14 protein-coding genes are annotated in these 18,477 nt (G+C 59.5%); 5 read left to right on the top strand and 9 right to left on the bottom strand.

Translation table 11 applies throughout. The annotated features are described in order from the left end of the window. Nucleotides 1-4 precede the first annotated feature (4 nt). From AC3ISI_RS28790 to aspA, 7 genes are all read right to left on the bottom strand, one after another. Nucleotides 5-4,552, bottom strand: a complete 4,548-nt coding sequence (locus AC3ISI_RS28790) for a hypothetical protein (RefSeq protein WP_489334832.1) — start codon at nt 4,550-4,552, stop codon at nt 5-7. A 152-nt stretch (nt 4,553-4,704) separates the two neighbouring features. Beyond that, a complete protein-coding gene (locus AC3ISI_RS28785; protein WP_489334830.1) occupies nt 4,705-5,805 on the bottom strand; it encodes a polyamine ABC transporter substrate-binding protein in 1,101 nt (366 codons plus the stop codon). Nucleotides 5,806-5,817: 12 nt separating this feature from the next. After that, entirely contained in the window at nt 5,818-6,849 is a 1,032-nt protein-coding gene (locus AC3ISI_RS28780) for a histone deacetylase family protein (protein WP_489334829.1), read from the bottom strand. A 211-nt stretch (nt 6,850-7,060) separates the two neighbouring features. Continuing rightward, the gene (locus tag AC3ISI_RS28775) at nt 7,061-8,059 is read right to left on the bottom strand and encodes an AraC family transcriptional regulator (protein ID WP_489334828.1); all 999 of its coding nucleotides are present in this window, start codon (nt 8,057-8,059) and stop codon (nt 7,061-7,063) included. Between the two features lie 158 nt (nt 8,060-8,217). Further along, nucleotides 8,218-9,222 (bottom strand): asparaginase, encoded by a 1,005-nt coding sequence (locus AC3ISI_RS28770; RefSeq protein ID WP_489334827.1) that lies wholly within the window; start codon nt 9,220-9,222, stop codon nt 8,218-8,220. A gap of 139 nt (nt 9,223-9,361) precedes the next feature. After that, nucleotides 9,362-10,813, bottom strand: a complete 1,452-nt coding sequence (locus AC3ISI_RS28765) for an alanine/glycine:cation symporter family protein (RefSeq protein WP_489334826.1) — start codon at nt 10,811-10,813, stop codon at nt 9,362-9,364. 477 nt (nt 10,814-11,290) lie between these two features. Next, nucleotides 11,291-12,715, bottom strand: a complete 1,425-nt coding sequence (gene aspA / locus AC3ISI_RS28760; protein ID WP_027926288.1) for an aspartate ammonia-lyase — start codon at nt 12,713-12,715, stop codon at nt 11,291-11,293. 180 nt (nt 12,716-12,895) lie between these two features. On the opposite strand from aspA, the gene AC3ISI_RS28755 reads away from it, so the two are divergent. From AC3ISI_RS28755 to AC3ISI_RS28735, 5 genes are all read left to right on the top strand, one after another. Then, a complete protein-coding gene (locus tag AC3ISI_RS28755; protein WP_489334825.1) occupies nt 12,896-13,804 on the top strand; it encodes a LysR substrate-binding domain-containing protein in 909 nt (302 codons plus the stop codon). A gap of 330 nt (nt 13,805-14,134) precedes the next feature. Then, nucleotides 14,135-14,626 (top strand): 5-(carboxyamino)imidazole ribonucleotide mutase, encoded by a 492-nt coding sequence (gene purE / locus AC3ISI_RS28750; RefSeq protein WP_008030713.1) that lies wholly within the window; start codon nt 14,135-14,137, stop codon nt 14,624-14,626. An 11-nt stretch (nt 14,627-14,637) separates the two neighbouring features. After that, nucleotides 14,638-15,720: a 5-(carboxyamino)imidazole ribonucleotide synthase gene (locus tag AC3ISI_RS28745; protein WP_489334824.1), complete on the top strand. Its 1,083-nt coding sequence runs from the start codon at nt 14,638-14,640 to the stop codon at nt 15,718-15,720. Between the two features lie 271 nt (nt 15,721-15,991). After that, nucleotides 15,992-16,237, top strand: a complete 246-nt coding sequence (locus tag AC3ISI_RS28740; RefSeq protein WP_008030708.1) for a GlsB/YeaQ/YmgE family stress response membrane protein — start codon at nt 15,992-15,994, stop codon at nt 16,235-16,237. Nucleotides 16,238-16,325: 88 nt separating this feature from the next. Then, on the top strand, nt 16,326-16,862 hold the full coding sequence (locus AC3ISI_RS28735; protein WP_489334823.1) for a DUF3299 domain-containing protein: 537 nt from the start codon (nt 16,326-16,328) through the stop codon (nt 16,860-16,862). 114 nt (nt 16,863-16,976) lie between these two features. Here AC3ISI_RS28735 and AC3ISI_RS28730 read toward each other — a convergent pair whose 3' ends face one another. Together AC3ISI_RS28730 and AC3ISI_RS28725 are read right to left on the bottom strand one after the other, a co-directional pair. Next, complete coding sequence (locus AC3ISI_RS28730) at nt 16,977-17,876, bottom strand: D-hexose-6-phosphate mutarotase (RefSeq protein ID WP_489334822.1); 900 nt, start codon at nt 17,874-17,876, stop codon at nt 16,977-16,979. Between the two features lie 57 nt (nt 17,877-17,933). Further along, nucleotides 17,934-18,338, bottom strand: a complete 405-nt coding sequence (locus AC3ISI_RS28725) for an acyl-CoA thioesterase (protein WP_007942704.1) — start codon at nt 18,336-18,338, stop codon at nt 17,934-17,936. Between the last annotated feature and the right edge of the window lie 139 nt (nt 18,339-18,477).

Below are 18,477 nucleotides of genomic sequence, written 5' to 3'. Positions count from 1 at the left end.
CTACCTACAAGAAGAAGATCGCACCGGCCAGGCGATGGTTGATTTCAGCGCGATAAATGGCAATGGCTTGAAGTGCATTCAAGTGGGTGTGCTTTTCATAGGCCCCGCCTGATCCGCGTTGTTCGACGGTCTTCAAATGCGCTGCAGTGAAGGCGGGTCTTGGGCTATCCGAGGTCGGGTAATGAAAGTGCGCATACCAAAGGACTTCGCGGGTTTGGTGATCACGAATCTCGTACTCATCCAGAAAGTCTTTGCGCGGTCCCTTCAAGCGTCGATGCTCCGGCAGTGGTTTGCCGATCCTGTGGATGGTTACCTCGCCCTTGCTGTGCAGCCATTCAACACGCCCAGCAGTGGGCAGCTGTCGCTTGGTCATGCTGATACGGATATCGGTGCCTTTTTTGTAAAGCGCGACCGCTCCATCGATCAGTTGTTTGCTGACGGTGACCGCCGATCCCGGACCGCTTTCGGTGGAATTGCTGTTAGTCAGGGCTTTCTCGATAGCGTCCGCCGCTGCCTCCATTCGGTGGGCCTGCTGATGAAACATTTCCTCAATTTCCAGCGGAATACGTCGATCACCTTTTGAGTGCGCCTCGGTACGTCGGATGAATGATTCCTGCTGTGCCAGCAATGCTTCACCGATTTGCAGGCTGACTGTCAGCGTTGGTGGAATGGCGGTGGGCACGGCCGTTTTGACAGGCACATGCTCGACCCAGACGCCGGGGGTTTTCTCATGGAACGTCGCGATCACCTTCCCCGTGAGAGGGGAGGTCACGTCGACCAGATCGGTGTCGGTGGGGTTCGCGCGCGTTCGCGGCTTGCCGACGACGGAGCCTTTGAACCGCGTTTTGATGAGGCGATGCGGTGCCATTACCGGTCGCGATGGTCCCGGAACCGGTTCGAGGGTCTTTCGCTCATGCAGCAACCCCGACAGGTGTTTCACGGCGCGCTCATTGAACACTTCGATACGCTGACGCATCAGGTCCAGTGACGGTTGCAGCAACTGCCCGGGGTACTCGTCGGGCAAGTCGAGAATACGTTGGTCGATGGTGGTGAACTGTTCCACCAGGTCGCTGAAACCTTCAATCCGTTCGGGTAGCGACAGGGGATTATCCTTGGTGAGGTCCAGTGTCGACTGGATGGTGAGGCCCGCGTCTTCGACAAGGGTTACCAGGGACTGACGGGCAGCCTCAGTGGCGACCGTGCCGGTGTCGTTAAGGCAGAGCTCTTGAGCGAGGCTGATCTGAAACAGCTTCAGGTCGTGCAGGTCAAAGACAGGCAGTCCTTTCGTGTACTCCCTGGCGGCTTCGGCACCTTCTCTGCCCAAGCGTTTCAACTCGTCGATCCGGGCCTGGGCAAACTCGATTTTGTCGATAAAGCCCTGGGTCATGTCGCTGGTCTGTTGATGAACCTGGCGTCGTGTCTGGGTGGCTTCGTTCGGCTCTCCGTCAAACAGAGCCAACGAGCGACGCATGCATGTGCCAAACACAGCGTTTTGTCGGTTGAACCACATCTCCGTCAGCAATAGCTGTTGATCCAGACAACTGACCAGGACAGCGCGGTAGTTGATGATGGACTCAAGCACGTTGAATGCTTTGAGCTGTTCAATGTAGACGTCATAAACGGCCAGCTGTTTTTCCAGCGTTTCGATCAGTCTGCGACCATTGGGATCATCAACGCCTGATGCGGATGGGGCGGCCGCTTTCTCGGCGGATTCAAGTGCGCTCTTCAGCGCCATCTTGGTCGTATCGAAGGTCTCCAGTTGCTTTCGCAGCTCCTCTTTACGCCGTGCATTTTCCCGCACCAATTCTTTTCGGCTACGGCCACCCCCGCGCAACCTCAAGCGTGTGTCGACGACCCATTGTCCGTTTGCGGAATGGGTCAGCAGGGGGCCAGTCCCGGGTGGGGACTGACGGCTATCGACGATTTGCACGAATTCGTTGTCGTTGACCATGACTTCGAACCAGCGTTGGCCAACCTGGGCGTACCATTTATTGTTGAGCGGGCTCAAAAAACGGTGGGGACCGACTTCGGTCGAGGGGCTCGCCAGGCCTGCAGGTCTTGTGATGGCCAGCCCGTCCAGCAGCGTCCCCAGGCTTGTTCGAGCGAGGGCACCATGGGTGTACAAGTGGTTCGTGTGATTCGCTGGCAACTGTTGAGCGGTGATATCGGGTAAGCGGGTCACGGTGGTTATCGGCGTCGGTGTCGGCTGCTGCTCCAGCGTCAAAGCCTCCTTCTCAACCACGCGGCTGGCGGTGTGGCGCGTCGCTGCGTAATGGGCCAGGACCATGCCCAGTGACAGGAACAGGTCGGTCAATGCCGCCCATGCATCGTCACTGTCACCTTTCTCGCTGGCTTCATTCGCATCCTCCAGGTCGCTCATGATTTGCCAGACCCAGGCCGCACTGGCAGCCGGTTTGCCCAGGAATGGCAGTGCAATGTTGAATAGCGCCCATGCCCCATGCTTGAGGGTCTGCCAACGACTTTCGGCATTGGAGACCGACTGCCGGTCCGCCAGGGTGATCATCGCGTTGGCATTGGCGGTGAACAGCGTCGACAGTGCAGGTTGCGCCAGAGGTGTTGCCACTAGCGTCACGGCGCCCATCATGCCGAGTGCCGACGTTGGATCGACCAGCCACTGCAAGATCGTCCAGACCGACGGCAACTGGCCGGGAAACACGTACTGTGAGTAGTTGAAACGCACATCGTCCGGCAACCAGGCCAGCACGGATTGACGAAGCGTCTGGTGATGTTTGATCGCATAGAGCAGGTTGGTTTCGCGGGGATATTGCAACAGCGGGGGATCGAGCAGTGGGCGAAAGAGCAGGCAGGGACCCTTGTCGGCGAAACGTGGCCCGATGACGAACATGTTGGCAACCTCGTCGGCCTTGTTGCTTATACGGCCCCCGGGAATGAACGCCAGCGGACGAATAATGATTTCCTGGCCGTCCACAAAACGCTCGGTAGGCTTTTCCTGCATCGCCGCGACCACGTACCGGTAACCCTGATCGTCGATACCGGCCTCGCCACGAATTTTGTGCTGCAGCGTCTGGAGTGGCAGCTGGATGCGCAGGTGGCTGGCGAACAGGTTTTGCCGACGTTGTATTTCCTTCGCGTCGCCGAGCAGTTTCTGCTTGATCAGCATGGGATAGGCTTCACCGATGTTGACCTCGGTGACCAGCTTTTCCAGGTAGGCCGGTGTCATCCAGGTCTCAACGGCGCTGCCGTCGGTGCGGGAAACGGTCTTGTTGCCCAACGGAACGGCAATCAGATTCTGCAAGGCCAGGTCGATCAGCGACAGTGTGACGGTTTCGGTTTTACCCGGTATGGCAATGGCGCCCAGGATCACCGGGCTGGTGATGCTGAGTTCAATCGTTTCGAGTCTGGCGTGCGTTGCCTCCGGGTGATCCTTCAGCACTTGGTCCTTCAGTGCTTGCAGCGTAAATGCCGGGAGCGGTGGAATGTCATCCAGAAAGGATTTACCTGCCTGTTGCTCCCGAAGCTGCGCCAGGTCCATCAAGTGTCGGCTGTAGCAGGTCAGGTCCGCCGGTTGAGCGCTGAGCAGCCAGTCGGGCAGCAAGTGCTCGATCCGGTTGATGCGCCCTTCGTCAAAGTTCTTGCGATTTCTGATCGCCGTAGGGGCTCGATGCGCAGGTCGCCCTTTCCAAATGGTGTCTTGAAGCTGGCCGATGGCAGCGATTTCAAGCGCGATCAGAGCACTGGCTTGATGGTCGAAAAAGTGGCCGGTGGGCTCATACAAACGCCATCGCAACGCGCGTGAGTCCGTCGTGGATGTAACGCGTGCTGGCAGTGTTTCACCGAATGATTCCAGCGAATCGTAACGCTTGAAGCCCTCCGTGATCGAGTGGCTGATCACCAGCGTGCGCTTGCCCAGCGTGCCCACCAGTACGGCCACATCCAGCAGCCACAGATGCTTGTCCGGTTCATCGACGTCGATCAGACAGGCCCTTGATGTGTAGGGGTCGTTGCGCTGTCGGGTGGCTTTATCCGGGTGGTTGAACAAGGCCAGTGCCATGGCTTTTTGATCCGCATCCCAGCCTGAAACCTGCTCGATGTTCCAGAGATTGTGCAGTGAGCTCGAGAGTTGGTGCCAGCGGGCTGTTTCGTCTTCTGTCTGCTGGTTCCAGTAATCCAGTTGCTGCTCTTGCCAGGACACGAACAGCAGCGGGATCAGTTGATTGATCAACCGGCCGATGCCGTCGATCTTGACCGGTAACTGGATCGCAGGCTCTACCCCCGGTTGCAGAGTCAGGAAGTGTTCCCCGTCAATATAGGTCGCAGTCTCTGCTGCCAGCGTGAGCCGCACCAACACATCGGTCAACGATTCGATCCGGCGCGGGCCGGGCGTGACCTGGCTTTCGGTGACGGTCCAGGTCGGTGTCACGACCATGGCCTTGGCCGGATCGATACCCAGGCTCGGGTAGGCGGTGTCGAGCGCCGCGCGCAGCGCGTTCGACGCCACTTCCCAGAGCGAGGGGCCAGTGACCAGTTGGGTCAATACATCTTCGGAGCGGGTGGACGAGGTGTCGGGCATGGCCGTTTCCTTTGTGCCGATGAGGACGCGGACCACTGGGCCGCGCTGTATCGGGGCAAGGTAGAGGGCTGTCGAAGGTGAGAGGTGGTAGATAGTTATCGCGGGCAAAAAAAGACCCGCTCTGGGGCGGGTCTTCCATTTTCAACAATGTGTCAGGTGCCTGACTTGATCTTGGTCCAGGCCCGGGTCCGCGCACGTTCGGCATCGCGCGGCAGTGGTTGCAGGGTGTAAAGCGTACTCATCGCAGTTTCGGTCGGGTACAGGTTCGGGTTGTTGCGGATCGCCGGGTCGACCATTTCCGTGGCGTCCTTGTTCGGGTTCGGGTAACCGACGAAGTCGCTGACCGGTGCAATCACTTGAGGTTGCAGCAAGTAGTTGATGAAGGTGTAGGCGTCTTCCGGGTTCTTCGCGCCTTTGGGAATCGCGAGCATGTCGAACCAGATCGGAGCGCCTTCTTTGGGCAGGCGCATGTCGACGATCACACCATTCTTGGCTTCCTTGGCGCGGTTGGCGGCCTGGGAGAAACTGCCGGAATAACCGACCGCGACGCAGATGTCACCGTTGGCGATATCGGCCATGTACTTCGAAGAGTGGAAGTAGGTGATGTACGGGCGGATCTTCATCAACAGGGCTTCAGCCTTGTCATAGTCCGCCGGCTTCTTGCTGTTGGGGTCCAGGCCGAGGTGTTGCAGGGCCAGCGGCAGGATCTCCGATGGCGAGTCGAGCAGGGCGACGCCGCACTGCTTGAGCTTGCTGATGTTTTCTTCCTTGAAGATCAGATCCCAGCTGTCCACCGGCGCGTTCTCCCCCAACGCGGCTTTGACCTTGTCCGGGTTGAAGCCGATCAGGATGGTGCCGTACATATACGGTACGGCAAATTTGTTGCCCGGGTCGTTGGCTTCGATCAGCTTCATCAGCTTCGGATCGAGGTGGTTCCAGTTCGGCAGTTTGCTGCGGTCCAGCGGCTGGAACACGCCGGCTTCGATCTGCTTGGCAAGGAACACGTTGGACGGCACCACCGCGTCGTAACCGGAGTTGCCGGTCAGGAGTTTGGCCTCCAGCGCTTCGTTAGTGTCGAAAATGTCGTAGACCAGTTTGGTCTGGGGGTTCTGAGCCTTGAAGTCTTCCAGCGCTTTGGGGGTGATGTAGTCGAACCAGTTGTAGACGCGCAACGTTCGTTCTTCAGCATGAACCGCACCACTGAGCACCGTGGCGCACAGGGTGGGAATGATAAAACGCTTGAGTCTGTTCATTGTTCTAATTCCTCATTGGGCGCTTTCAAAACCTTCGAGTACGTTCACGGCATTGATGCCGATTTCTTCTACCGCGTAACCGCCTTCCATCACGAACAGCGTCGGCTTGCCGAGACGCGCGATGCGCTCGCCCATGGCCAGGTAATCGGGGCTGTCGAGTTTGAATTGGGAGATGGGGTCGTCCTTGAATGTATCGACGCCAAGGGAGACGACGACAATGTCGGCGCCGTATTTTTCGATCTCTTGGCAAGCCTGATCCAGGGCAGCACTCCACGTTTCCCAGCCGCTACCTGCGGGCAACGGGTAGTTGAAGTTGAACCCTTCGCCCGGGCCTTCACCCAGCTCGTCTTCATAGCCGAGGAAGAACGGGAATTCGGCTTCCGGGTGGCCGTGGATCGAGGTGAACATTACGTCGCTGCGCTCATAGAAAATCGATTGGGTGCCATTGCCGTGGTGGTAGTCGACGTCGAGGATCGCGATCTTTTTATGGCCCTGATCGAGGAAGGCCTGAGCGGCGATGGCGGCGTTGTTGAGGTAGCAATAACCGCCCATCAAATCGCTGGCGGCGTGGTGTCCCGGTGGACGACACAGGGCGAAGGCACTGCGCGCGCCGCGCTGGATCTGCGCTTGGGCGGTCAGCGCCACTTGCGCCGCGCTGTATGCCGCTTGCCACGTACCGGCGGTGATCGGTGCGCCGGCGTCAAAGCTGTAGTAGCCGAGCTGGCCGTGCAGGCTGGTGGGTTTAATGGAGCGCAGGGTTCGGGTCGGCCAAGTGTAGGGCAGCAAGTCGCCGTCAGTATCGAATTCGGTCCAGCGTGCCCAAGCGCCCTTGAAGAAGTCGAGGTAGTCGCGGCTGTGGATGCGTGCGATCGGGTCAAGGCCGAAATCCTGCGGTGCTTCGACCGGGCCGAGATTTTGGTTTTGCACGCGTTGCAACACATGGTCGGCGCGCGACGGCATTTCGAAGCAGGGCTTGAGTTGCCCGTCTATCAATTCGCATCGGCCGTGGTGCAGGTGGTGATCGTCCGAGTAGATCGTCAGCATTTTCTTGTTCTCCGCAGGCTGGTTCGGTTGAACACAGTCTTGCGGCAGGCGGGGTTTGAGAGAACGGCAGGAAAGGCCAAAAGGGGATTGATATGGCCAAAAGGTTTGACCGAAATTCGCCCCCCCCCCTTCCTGTGAGAGCGGTGTTCCAACCAATGGAGATGTGTTGGATGTACTGACCTCTTCGCGGGCAAGCCCGCTCCCACAGGGTTTATCGGTGTGGCCGGAACTGACTCGGCGCCACACCACTCCAGCGCACAAACGCATGACGGAAGCTCGCCGTCTCGCTGAAGCCCAGCGTCTCGGCGATCTGGTAGATCGGCAGTTTGTCTTCACAGAGCATTTGCTTGGCCTGCTCGAAGCGCAGCTCATCGAGCAATTCCTGATAGCTGCAACCCGAATCCTTGAGGTGTCGACGCAACGTACGCGCCGAGCAATTCATCTGCTCAGCCAACCCTTCAAGTCCCGGCGCTGCATTCAATTGCGTGCTGAGCAACTGCCGAATCCGCCCCAGCCAGGCCTGGCGACCGGTGAACTCGGTGTTCTGTTTGCGGCAGCGTTCGGCCATGGCCTGATGGGTGATGACGTCGGCGAGCGGCAAGGGCTGGTTGAGCCTGCAGCGGTCGAAAGCAAACGCGTTGTTCCGTGCTTCGAAGTTCAGCGAGCAATCGAAGTGGTCGGCGTAGGTCGCCTGGTAATCCGGCGCCGAGTGTTCGAAGCGCGCGGCCAACAGCGGCAGTGGGTGACTGAGCAGGTCGTCGCAGATCACTTTCAACGACACCAGACAGAACTCGGCATTGAACACTGCCATCGCCGGGCTTTCCCGGTAATCCGCCGCCACGAACCAGACACGCTCGCCGTCGTCTTCCAGGCTCAGCTCGAAAAGTGTTCCCAACAACGCCGGATAGCGAATCGCCAAACGCAAAGCGTCACCGAAAGTGGCACTGGTGAGCAGGGCATAACCGAGCATGCCGTAGGACGAAACGTGCATTCGCCGGCCGAGTTCCAGACCGATATCACGCTTGAGGGCGACCGCGTTGGCGCAGACCTGCATCTCCTGATTGGTGGTGATGCGCGTGTCCGCCCGGTTCAAATCCGCCGCGCTGATGCCGCTTCCGGCGAGCAAGTCCTCGCTGGACAGACCTTGATCCTTGAAGGTGTTGAGCACTAGGGAGACGGCATTGAGGGTGGTGAGGTGGGAGTGGAGCATGGGTGGCTTCCAGCCTTGGGATGACTGTAACGCAGCAAGTTATATGCCGCGCGACGAACCTGAGTCCTGCTCGCGATGGCGGTGTGTCAGTCAGCACCCATGTTGGATGGACGACCGCTATCGCGAGCAGGCTCACTCCTACAATGGGTTGTGTGGTGTCAGCTCAGTTCGCCGCAGAGGTCGAGTTCTACAAGCTGCCGAACTTCGGCGGTGTTGAGTCCGGCACCCAACAGCGCATGCAACTTGCCGAACGCGGCCTCACGGGTCATGCCGCCACCCGACAGCACGCCAACGCCACGCAAACGGCTGCCGGCCTCGTACACGTCCAGCTCAACGCCACCTTCATGGCACTGCGTCACCGCGACCACCGCCACGCCCTTGTCCCGCGCCCGTTCCAGGCTGGCGAGAAACTCGGGGTTGTCGCTCGGCCCGGTGCCGCTGCCGTAACACTCCAGCACCAGCCCCTGAATGCCGCTGGCGAGCAGACCATCCAGAATCTCGGCGCCGATACCAGGGAACAACGGCAGTATCGCGACCTTCGCCAGTGTCTTGTTCTGGTTGTAGTTCAGTTGCGTCGGAATCGAAGAAGCCTTCACTCCTGCACCCTGACGCGCCAGCCGCTTGAACGGATGACGACCGAAACTGCGCACTTTCGCGCAACGAGTCGGGTCCAGCAGTTCGCTGTGGAAGTACAAATGGACGCCTGGTGCCAGGCCATGGCCGAGGGCAACCAACGCGCCACTGAGGTTTTCCCAGGCATCGCTATCGGTCACGCCCGCTGGCAGCATGGATCCGGTGAAACACACGCGGGCATGCAGGCCGAGTAACTGAAAACTCATGGCCGCCGCGCTGTAGGCCAGGGTGTCGGTGCCGTGCAGGATCAGCACGCTGTCGCAGCCCTGCACATCAACCGCATCAACCACGGCTTCGCGCAGTTGCTGCCAGTACGCCGGGGTCATGTTGGCGCTGTCGATCAGTGGCGACATCTCGCGAAAGCGCCACTGCGGCACCACCAACTCAGGCTGGCTGTGCAGGTATTCACGCATCCGCGCTTCGAAACCGGACGCCGGGGCCAGGCCGTGAGCGCTGGCTTGCATACCGATGGTGCCACCGGTGTAAAGCACCATGACGTGCTGGGCGGCAGGGTAGGTCGAGGCATTCATGGAAGTTCTCCGAGAACAATGAGTTCCTGTGGGAGCGAGCCTGCTCGCGAAAGCGGTGTGTCAGTCGACATCAATATTGAATGTCAGTCCGCATTCGCGAGCAGGCTCGCTCCCACATGGGATAACGCACTTTAACCGATCAGCGTTGCGCTGCGGGTACGCCTTGCGACTCGGTTGTTGCTGTCGGGGCTGGCGCTGGCGGGTTGGCCGGCCAGGCTTTCAGATCAAGGTCCAGGTCGGCGAATTGGCTCGAATCGAACACCGGGGTCTTGATCCCGGCCGCACGCTGGTCATCGTAGTCACGCAGGATGCGCATGCCGACCTTGAACAGCAGGAACAGCGCGATCAGGTTCACAAACGCCAGCATGGTCATGGTGATGTCGGCGAAGGCGAACACGGTGCTCAGGTTTTCGATGGCCCCCCAGAAGATCAACACCAACACCAGTGCGCGGTAACCGATCAGCGCCTTGCGGTTTTCACCGATCAGGAAACGCAGGTTGCTCTCGCCCAGGTAGTAGTTGTAGAGAATCGAGGTGAACACGAACAACGACAGGGCCACGGAAATGAACATCCGGCCCCAGTCACCGACCACGGCGGCCAGGGAGTTCTGGGTCAGGGCAATGCCGTCGCCTTCGAAGCCCGGGGTGTAGAAGCCCGAGAGCAGGATCAACAACGCGGTGCAGGTGCAGATCACGAAGGTGTCGAGGAACACGCTGAACGCTTGAACTACACCCTGAGCAACCGGGTGCTCGACTGAGGCCACGGCGGCTACGTTAGGCGCACTGCCCAGGCCCGCTTCGTTGGCGAACACGCCACGCTTCACGCCCATGACAATCGCGCTGCCGATCAGACCGCCAAACGCCTGGTCGAGACCGAAAGCGCTTTTGACGATGGTCATCAGCATGCCGGGTACGTGATCGAATTGCAGCACGATCACGTAGATGGTCACGCCGATGTACACCAGGGTTTTCACCGGCACCAACAGGTCGGCGACCTTGGCGATGCGCTTGATCCCGCCGATAAACACCAGGCCCAGCAATACCGCCAGCGCGATGCCGGTGTAAGTGGTGTCGAGGCCGAAGGCGTTGTTCAGCGAGTGAGTCACGGCGTGGGATTGCAGGCCGTTGAAGGCGAACCCGAAGGTCACCAGCAACAGGAACGCCATGATCATGCCCAACCAGCGTTTCTGCAGGCCATGCTGAATATAGTAGGACGGGCCGCCGCGGTAGGTGCCGTCGGAATCGCAGCGCTTGTAGAGCTGGCCGAGGGAGCATTCGAAGAAGCTGCTGGACATGCCGACCAGCGCGGTCACCCACATCCAGAACACCGCGCCAGGACCGCCCAGGGTCACGGCAATACCGACACCCGCGATGTTGCCTGCACCGACACGACCGGCAAGACTGAGCATCAGGGCCTGGAACGAACTGAGTTGCCCGGCGCTGCTTTTGAGGCTGTCGCCGAATACCGAGAACATGTGGAAGAAGTGACGCAATTGAACGAAACGCGAGCGGATCGTGAAGTAGCTACCGAGCCCGACAATGAGCACGATCAGTACTTTCCCTGAGAGGAAGTCGTTAATGACTTCGAGCATGGATTATTCCTCGCTGTTTTTTGTGTAGACAAATGTTGGGCAGGCAGAAACATCGCGTTAACCGCTGTGCGCGTGGCACAAGAGGTGAGGCGCGTGTTCGTCCCGGTCCCTTATTGCAGGTTTGTTATTAGTTCGGGTTTCGCATGGGTTTGGGCCTCGTTACCGACGACCGCTCATGCGAAGAGGGGCGGCACTATACCCATGAGTGTGCCGTCCGTCTGCCCGATTTTGGTGCAAGTGGTAAAACGAGGTGGCTTTACTGTAGGAGCACGGCTTGCCGGCGATGGCGATAGTGAGGGCGCCATCGCCGGCAAGTCGTGCTCCTACAGAAGTGACGCATCCGAAAAAAAATCAAAAAAAAGGGCCTGGGGATTAAATCCCCAAGCCCTCAAAAGGTGAGAGGTGTCTAGTCCCTCGACCTGGTGAGCGTTGTGGCTCTCGGTGCTCTTCGTTAAAAGAGCAAGAGCCTGCGTTCGGTTAAGCCTTCAGAGGCACCAGACGCGGAGCAATCATGTTTTCCGGGCGCAGGATGTCGGCGAGCATGGCGTCGTCGAGCAGGCCTTCTTCGCGCACCAGTTCCAGCACGCCACGGCCGCTTTCGAGGGCGATACGGGCGATGCGGGTGGCGTTTTCATAGCCGATGTACGGGTTCAGTGCGGTCACCAGGCCGATCGAGTGCTCGACCAGTTCGCGGCAACGTTCTTCGTTGGCCGTGATGCCGGTGATGCAGTGCTCGCGCAGCATGTCCATGGCGCGTTGCAGCAGACGGATAGAGTCGAAGATCTTGAAGGCGATCAGTGGCTCCATCACGTTCAGTTGCAGTTGGCCACCTTCGGCCGCGATGGTCAGGGCCAGGTCGTTGCCGATGATCTGGAATGCCACTTGGTTGACGGCTTCCGGGATAACCGGGTTGACCTTGCCTGGCATGATCGAGCTGCCTGGCTGACGCGCCGGCAGGTTGATTTCGTTGATGCCGGTGCGTGGGCCGCTGGACAGCAGACGCAGGTCGTTGCAGATCTTCGACAGTTTGACCGCGGTACGCTTGAGCATGCCGGAGAACAATACGAAGGCGCCCATGTCGGACGTGGCTTCGATCAGGTCGGCAGCCGGGACCAGCGGTTGGCCGCTGATCAGTGCCAGGCGCTGAACGGCCAGGTGCTGGTAACGCGGGTCGGCGTTAATGCCGGTACCGATCGCAGTACCGCCCAGGTTCACTTCGGTCAGCAGTTCAGGTGCCAATGTTTTCAGACGCGCCAGGTCTTCGCCCAGGGTCGTGGCAAATGCACGGAATTCCTGGCCCAGGGTCATCGGAACGGCGTCTTGCAGTTGGGTACGACCCATTTTCAGGACGTGGCTGAACTCTTCACCTTTGGCAGCAAACGACTGGATCAGGCTGTCGAGGCTGGCCAGCAGTGCGTCGTGACCCAACAGCAGACCCAGGCGGATCGCGGTCGGGTAGGCGTCGTTGGTCGACTGCGCCATGTTCACGTCGTTGTTCGGGTGCAGGTATTGGTATTCGCCTTTCTGGTGACCCATGGCCTCCAGCGCAATGTTGGCGATGACTTCGTTGGCATTCATGTTGGTTGAAGTGCCAGCGCCGCCTTGAATCATGTCCACCACGAATTCTTCGTGGAAATCGCCGCGGATCAGACGGGCACAGGCTTCGCTGATGGCAGCGTGCTTGGCTTCGCTCAGGTGACCCAGTTCGCGGTTGGCGTCAGCGGCGGCCTGTTTGACCATCGCCAGGCCGACAACCAGCTTTGGGTAATGCGAAATCGGAACGCCCGAGAGGCGGAAGTTATTCACCGCTCGCAGGGTCTGGATGCCGTAATACGCTTGAGCCGGTACTTCGAGTACGCCAAGCAGGTCTTTTTCTGTGCGGAAAGATGCAGCGGAGGACATGATAGAAATCATCTCGATATGGACCCGGTCTGTGCCGGAACACTGCAAATGCTAGGCTTTTGGATGATTTTCGGCCAATGCTGTTAAACACTGGCCTATGCACATTCGGCATAATGCCCGTGTGACGCCGCGTGCGCGGCGAGCGTGTGACCTAAATTGGTGCGTGTCCGGGAGGACGTGATGAATCTGGAAAGTAAATGGCTTGAGGACTTCAGCGCCCTGGCCGCCACCCGCAGCTTCTCCCAGGCTGCGGAACGACGCTTCGTGACGCAGCCGGCCTTCAGCCGGCGGATCCGCAGCCTTGAAGCCGCGCTGGGGCTGCAACTGGTCAATCGCTCGCGCACGCCCGTCGAGCTGACGGCGGCGGGGCAATTGTTTCTGGTGACGGCGCGGACCGTGGTCGAACAGCTGGGTGAAGTGTTACGCCATCTTCATCACCTGGAAGGCGGGCAGGGCGAAGTGATGCAAGTCGCCGCCGCTCACTCTTTGGCGCTGGGTTTCTTTCCGCGCTGGATCGCGCAGTTGCGCAATGAAGGCCTGAATATCGCGACGCGTTTGGTGGCAACCAACGTCGGTGACGCGGTGCATGCCTTGCGCGAGGGCGGTTGCGATTTGATGTTGGCGTTTTACGATCCCGATGCTGCGTTGCAGATGGACCCGGAAATTTTTCCGTCTCTGCATCTTGGCCACACCGAGATGCTGCCAGTTTGCGCCGCTGATGCCGAAGGTAAGCCGCTATTTGATCTGGAAGGCGAAGCCAGCGTGCCTTTGCTCGCCTACAGCGCCGGCGCGTTTCTCGGGCGTTCAGTGAACATGCTGCTGCGCCAGCGTGCGCTGCGCTTTACCACCATTTACGAAACCGCCATGGCCGATAGCCTGAAAAGCATGGCGCTGGAAGGATTGGGCATTGCCTGGGTGCCACAACTGAGCGTGCGTGCCGAGTTGGCTCGTGGTGAGCTGGTGGTTTGCGGCGGCCCGCAATGGCATGTGCCGCTGGAGATCCGCCTGTATCGCTGTGCGCTGGTGCGCAAGGCCAACGTGCGCCTACTGTGGCGCAAGCTTGAAGGCGGTGCCGCGCAGAATTCATGAGCCTTATGATGAACCCTGTGGGAGCGAGCCTGCTCGCGATGAGGCCCTGACATCCAGCATCATTGTTGACAGTGACACCGCCATCGCGAGCAGGCTCGCTCCCACAAGGGAATTGTGGTGCATTTGGCTGACTCGCAAGTCAATAAAACCGGGACTCTGCGCCGTATGACAGATGGTCGCAACGGGGGCTGTTTATCTGCGTCATTACGGTATACTGCGCGGCCTTCGGCCGGTTCGCCCGGCCATAATTCGTACAATCAAGCCACGCATCCTGCGTGGCTTGTTGTTTTTTGACGCGCCTGCGGGCGCCCAGAGAGAAGAGGCACGACGATGAGTGCACTGGTTGGCGTGATCATGGGCTCCAAGTCCGATTGGTCCACCCTTAGCCACACCGCCGATATGCTGGAAAAGCTCGGCATCCCTTACGAGGTGAAAGTGGTCTCTGCCCACCGCACCCCGGACCTGCTGTTCCAGTACGCCGAAGAGGCTGAGGCCCGTGGCATTGAGGTGATTATCGCCGGTGCCGGTGGCGCAGCCCACTTGCCAGGCATGTGTGCGGCCAAGACCCACCTGCCGGTGCTGGGCGTGCCGGTGCAGTCGGCGATGCTTTCGGGCGTCGATTCGCTGCTGTCCATCGTGCAAATGCCTGCAGGCATCCCGGTTGCGACCCTGGCCATCGGCAAAGCTGGCGCGATCAACGCTGCGCTGCTGTCGGCGAGTATCCTTGGCGCCAAGCACCCGCAGTTCCACGAAGTGCTGAAAACTTTCCGTGCTGAGCAGACAGACAGCGTCCTGGACAATCCAGACCCACGCATCGCCTGAGGTTGTTGACGATGAAGATCGGTGTAATCGGTGGCGGCCAGTTGGGTCGCATGTTGGCGCTGGCGGGCACCCCGCTGGGTATGAGTTTCGCTTTTCTGGACCCCGCGCCGGATGCTTGCGCAGCCGCGTTGGGCGAACACCTGCGTGCCGATTACGGCGATCAGGATCACCTGCGTCAGCTCGCCGATGAAGTCGATCTGGTGACCTTCGAATTCGAAAGCGTCCCGGCTGAAACCGTGGCGTTCCTCTCGCAATTCGTGCCGGTTTACCCGAGCGCCGAAGCCCTGCGCATCGCTCGTGATCGCTGGTTCGAGAAAAGCATGTTCAAGGACCTGGGGATTCCGACCCCGGCGTTTGCCGACATTCAGTCGCAAGCCCACCTGGACGCCGCAGTGGCCTCCATCGGTCTGCCGGCCGTGCTGAAAACCCGCACCTTGGGTTACGACGGCAAGGGCCAGAAAGTCCTGCGCAAACCTGAAGACGTTGTCGGCACGTTCGCGGAACTTGGCAGCGTTGCCTGCCTTCTGGAAGGCTTCGTGCCGTTCACCGGTGAAGTGTCGTTGATCGCCGTGCGTGCCCGCGATGGTGAAACCCGCTTCTACCCGCTGGTTCACAACACCCACGACAGCGGCATCCTCAAGCTGTCCGTGGCCAGCACCGACCACCCGTTGCAAGCGTTGGCTGAAGACTATTCCAGCCGCGTGCTCAAGCAGCTGGATTATGTCGGCGTGATGGCGTTCGAATTCTTTGAAGTCGACGGTGGCCTCAAAGCCAACGAAATCGCCCCGCGCGTGCACAACTCCGGGCACTGGACCACCGAAGGCGCCGAGTGCAGCCAATTCGAAAACCACCTGCGGGCCGTTGCCGGTCTGCCGCTGGGGTCGACGGCCAAGGTCGGCGAAAGCGCGATGCTCAACTTCATCGGCGTTGTACCGCCGGTTGAGAAGGTGATCGCGATTGCCGATTGCCATCTGCACCACTACGGCAAGGCGTTCAAGACCGGTCGCAAGGTCGGTCACGCCAACCTGCGCTGTGTGGACCGCGAGACGCTGGCGGCACAGATCCTCAAGGTCGAAGCGCTCATCGCCGAATAAATAGTTTCATGTGGCAGCGGCGGAACCATTCAGGGGCCGCCGTTCTCTCATGGCAGGATGCCAAAGTCTGACTAGGCTTTGGGCTAGGTGTCCTGTCTCACCAATACTGTTCCTTTTTGACGGCGTCTGTTGTCGCCATGCTGCGTTGCCGCTCCTCGCCATAGCCAGGTATGACTCGTCGCGGCGCCTTGCCTGGCAACAACAGCCACTCGTCAAAAGAGAAACATTATTGGTGAGACAGGACACGCCAAATCATTCAGAGGGAAATGCCATGGGAATTATCGGAACCATCTTTATCGGCTTGATCGTCGGCCTGCTGGCTCGGTTCCTGAAACCGGGCGATGACAGCATGGGCTGGATCATGACCATCCTGCTCGGTATCGGCGGTTCGCTGGCAGCCACTTATGGCGGCCAGGCTCTGGGTATTTACCAGGCCGGCCAAGGCGCAGGTTTCATCGGTGCACTGGTCGGCGCCGTTGTATTGCTGGTGATCTACGGCTTGATCAAAAAGAACTGATCCAAAGCGACAAAGTCCCCTCTGCGTCTCGCGCAGAGAGGGCTAGAATGCTCGGCGATTTATCGCCCTTCCTTTTCCGAGCACCTCAATGCGCCGTCTTCTGTTGACTCTCCTTTTACTGGGCAGTGGTTTGGCCCATGCCGGCGAACTGCCGGAAACCGACTGGCTCGAACTGATGCCCAAGTCGGACCAAAAAGCCCTCGAAGCCATGCCCGAAATCGACCACAACACACCCGAAGGCGATGGCACCTTTACCGCAAAGGGTGGCATGAAGCAGAGCAAGGGCTTGCCGGCGGTGATGTACTCGACCAAAACCGTGCCGTCGATGAACGACAAGAACATCCGCATCGGTGGTTACCCGGTGCCGCTGGAGTCCGACGCCAAGGGCCGTAGTACGCTGTTCTTCCTTGTGCCGTATCCCGGCGCGTGCATCCACGTGCCGCCACCGCCGCCCAATCAGTTGGTGCTGGTGCGCTATCCCAAGGGGTTGAAGCTGGATGATATCTACACGCCGCTGTGGGTGACTGGCACGTTGAAGATCGAGACGGTCAATAACGACCTGGCCGATGCGGCGTATGCGCTGGATGCCGCGAAAGTGCGGGTGGTGCAGGAATCAGATCTGTAGGTGATCAAAATGTGGGAGCGAGCCTGCTCGCGATAGCGGTGTAACAGCCAACATTGATGTTGGATGTTATGGCCTCATCGCGAGCAGGCTCGCTCCCACAGTGGTTCTGCAGTGTTAGAGGGATTTGCTGGCGATGCTCACGGCCAAGGTATGGCTCGCACCCGGCGCCAGTGTCACCACATCACCCATCACATTCGCCGTCTCGATGCACAACATCCGCTGCCAACCACCGTCAGCCATATCGCTGAACGCCGCCGCACGCTCGATCCACGGGTTCCAGATCACCGCCGTGCGCGATCCACTGCTGGTCAGCTCAATGCACCGCTCCCACGCCGGGTCGACGATACTCAGCGTCGTCGGAGTATTGAGGTAGATGCGATCGGTCTCGCCGGTAAACTGCAGATCACCGGTCTGAGTGACGGTTTTCCAGTCATCCAGCGTCTCGATGTAGCTCAAGCCATCCAGCCCTTCAACGTGCACATTGCGCACATCGCTGACCGCGAAATAACTGTGCAGCGCCTGGCTGAGGGTGACGGTGTCAGTGCCCTGGTTATGGCTGGTCAGGCTGATATGCAGTTGATCATCCAGGCGAATGCTCAGCTTCAAATCCACCTGATGCGGCCAGCCTGGAAAACCACCTACGGGGTAGGGCAGGATGAACTCCACCTTCAGGCTTTCGCCCTCGGCTTCGATGCTGCCCAGCTCCCAATCCATTGCTCGGACAAAGCCGTGGGCACTTGGCGCTTCGTCGCTGACACGCATCGCCTGAACGCTCTTCGGGTTGCGTGCCAGGTTGCCGAACCACGGCCAGCACACCGGAATGCCAGCGCGGATGCTCTTGCCGGCCTTGAATACCGCCTCGTCGTTGAGCCAGATCAGCGGCGGTTGGCCGGCCAATTGATAACTGAGAATGTGCGCGCCTTGCTGGGCGACCAGCAATTCGGCCTGACCGTGGCGGATGCGCCAGCAGTTCAGTTCATCCAGTTTCACGGCTTCAACGTTGGGCGTGTTCATGGGACAACTCTCGATCGGGAACAATGACTGCAATGGACCGTAAAACGACCGCTGCGTTTAACGTGCGCGCGGCGGAACCGAACGGGTGCGACCGCTGCCGTCGATGGCAACGAACACAAATACGGCTTCAGTCACTTTACGCCACTCGCTGGACAGCGGATCGTCGCTCCAGACCTCAACCATCATCTTGATCGAGCTACGGCCGATTTCCAGGGCCTGGGTATAAAACGAGAGCTGTGCGCCTACCGCGACTGGAACCAGGAACGCCATACGGTCGATCGCAACGGTGGCAACACGCCCGCCAGCGACTTTGCTGGCCATGGCGGTGCCAGCCAAATCCATCTGCGCCACCAGCCAGCCGCCGAAAATATCGCCAAAGCCGTTGGTTTCGCGAGGGAGCGCGGTGATTTGCAGGGCCAGGTCGCCTTGCGGGATTGGATCTTCTTGTTCGAGCTCTATCATGCCGGGGGTGCCTCTGACCCGTGACTCTTCATTGGTACTTCAGGTGAATAGCCGCTTTCAAGAAAAACGATTCAGCCCGAACATACTACGTTCGTCACGTTTCTCGTAAGGCGCCTAAAGGAAAACTCTGCGAAATCGA

This window comes from Pseudomonas sp. GL_139_B (assembly GCF_057834475.1).
Note: the sequence above shows the minus strand (reverse complement) of the source record. Positions and strands in the feature narration are given on the sequence as shown.

Excerpts from the sequence above, each read along its gene's own strand:
- AC3ISI_RS28790 (WP_489334832.1), bottom strand. The coding sequence starts at position 4,552 with ATGCCCGACACCTCGTCCACCCGCTCCGAAGATGTATTGACCCAACTG.
- AC3ISI_RS28785 (WP_489334830.1), bottom strand. The coding sequence starts at position 5,805 with ATGAACAGACTCAAGCGTTTTATCATTCCCACCCTGTGCGCCACGGTG.
- AC3ISI_RS28780 (WP_489334829.1), bottom strand. The coding sequence starts at position 6,849 with ATGCTGACGATCTACTCGGACGATCACCACCTGCACCACGGCCGATGC.
- AC3ISI_RS28775 (WP_489334828.1), bottom strand. The coding sequence starts at position 8,059 with ATGCTCCACTCCCACCTCACCACCCTCAATGCCGTCTCCCTAGTGCTC.
- AC3ISI_RS28770 (WP_489334827.1), bottom strand. The coding sequence starts at position 9,222 with ATGAATGCCTCGACCTACCCTGCCGCCCAGCACGTCATGGTGCTTTAC.
- AC3ISI_RS28765 (WP_489334826.1), bottom strand. The coding sequence starts at position 10,813 with ATGCTCGAAGTCATTAACGACTTCCTCTCAGGGAAAGTACTGATCGTG.
- aspA (WP_027926288.1), bottom strand. The coding sequence starts at position 12,715 with ATGTCCTCCGCTGCATCTTTCCGCACAGAAAAAGACCTGCTTGGCGTA.
- AC3ISI_RS28755 (WP_489334825.1), top strand. The coding sequence starts at position 12,896 with ATGAATCTGGAAAGTAAATGGCTTGAGGACTTCAGCGCCCTGGCCGCC.
- purE (WP_008030713.1), top strand. The coding sequence starts at position 14,135 with ATGAGTGCACTGGTTGGCGTGATCATGGGCTCCAAGTCCGATTGGTCC.
- AC3ISI_RS28745 (WP_489334824.1), top strand. The coding sequence starts at position 14,638 with ATGAAGATCGGTGTAATCGGTGGCGGCCAGTTGGGTCGCATGTTGGCG.
- AC3ISI_RS28740 (WP_008030708.1), top strand. The coding sequence starts at position 15,992 with ATGGGAATTATCGGAACCATCTTTATCGGCTTGATCGTCGGCCTGCTG.
- AC3ISI_RS28735 (WP_489334823.1), top strand. The coding sequence starts at position 16,326 with ATGCGCCGTCTTCTGTTGACTCTCCTTTTACTGGGCAGTGGTTTGGCC.
- AC3ISI_RS28730 (WP_489334822.1), bottom strand. The coding sequence starts at position 17,876 with ATGAACACGCCCAACGTTGAAGCCGTGAAACTGGATGAACTGAACTGC.
- AC3ISI_RS28725 (WP_007942704.1), bottom strand. The coding sequence starts at position 18,338 with ATGATAGAGCTCGAACAAGAAGATCCAATCCCGCAAGGCGACCTGGCC.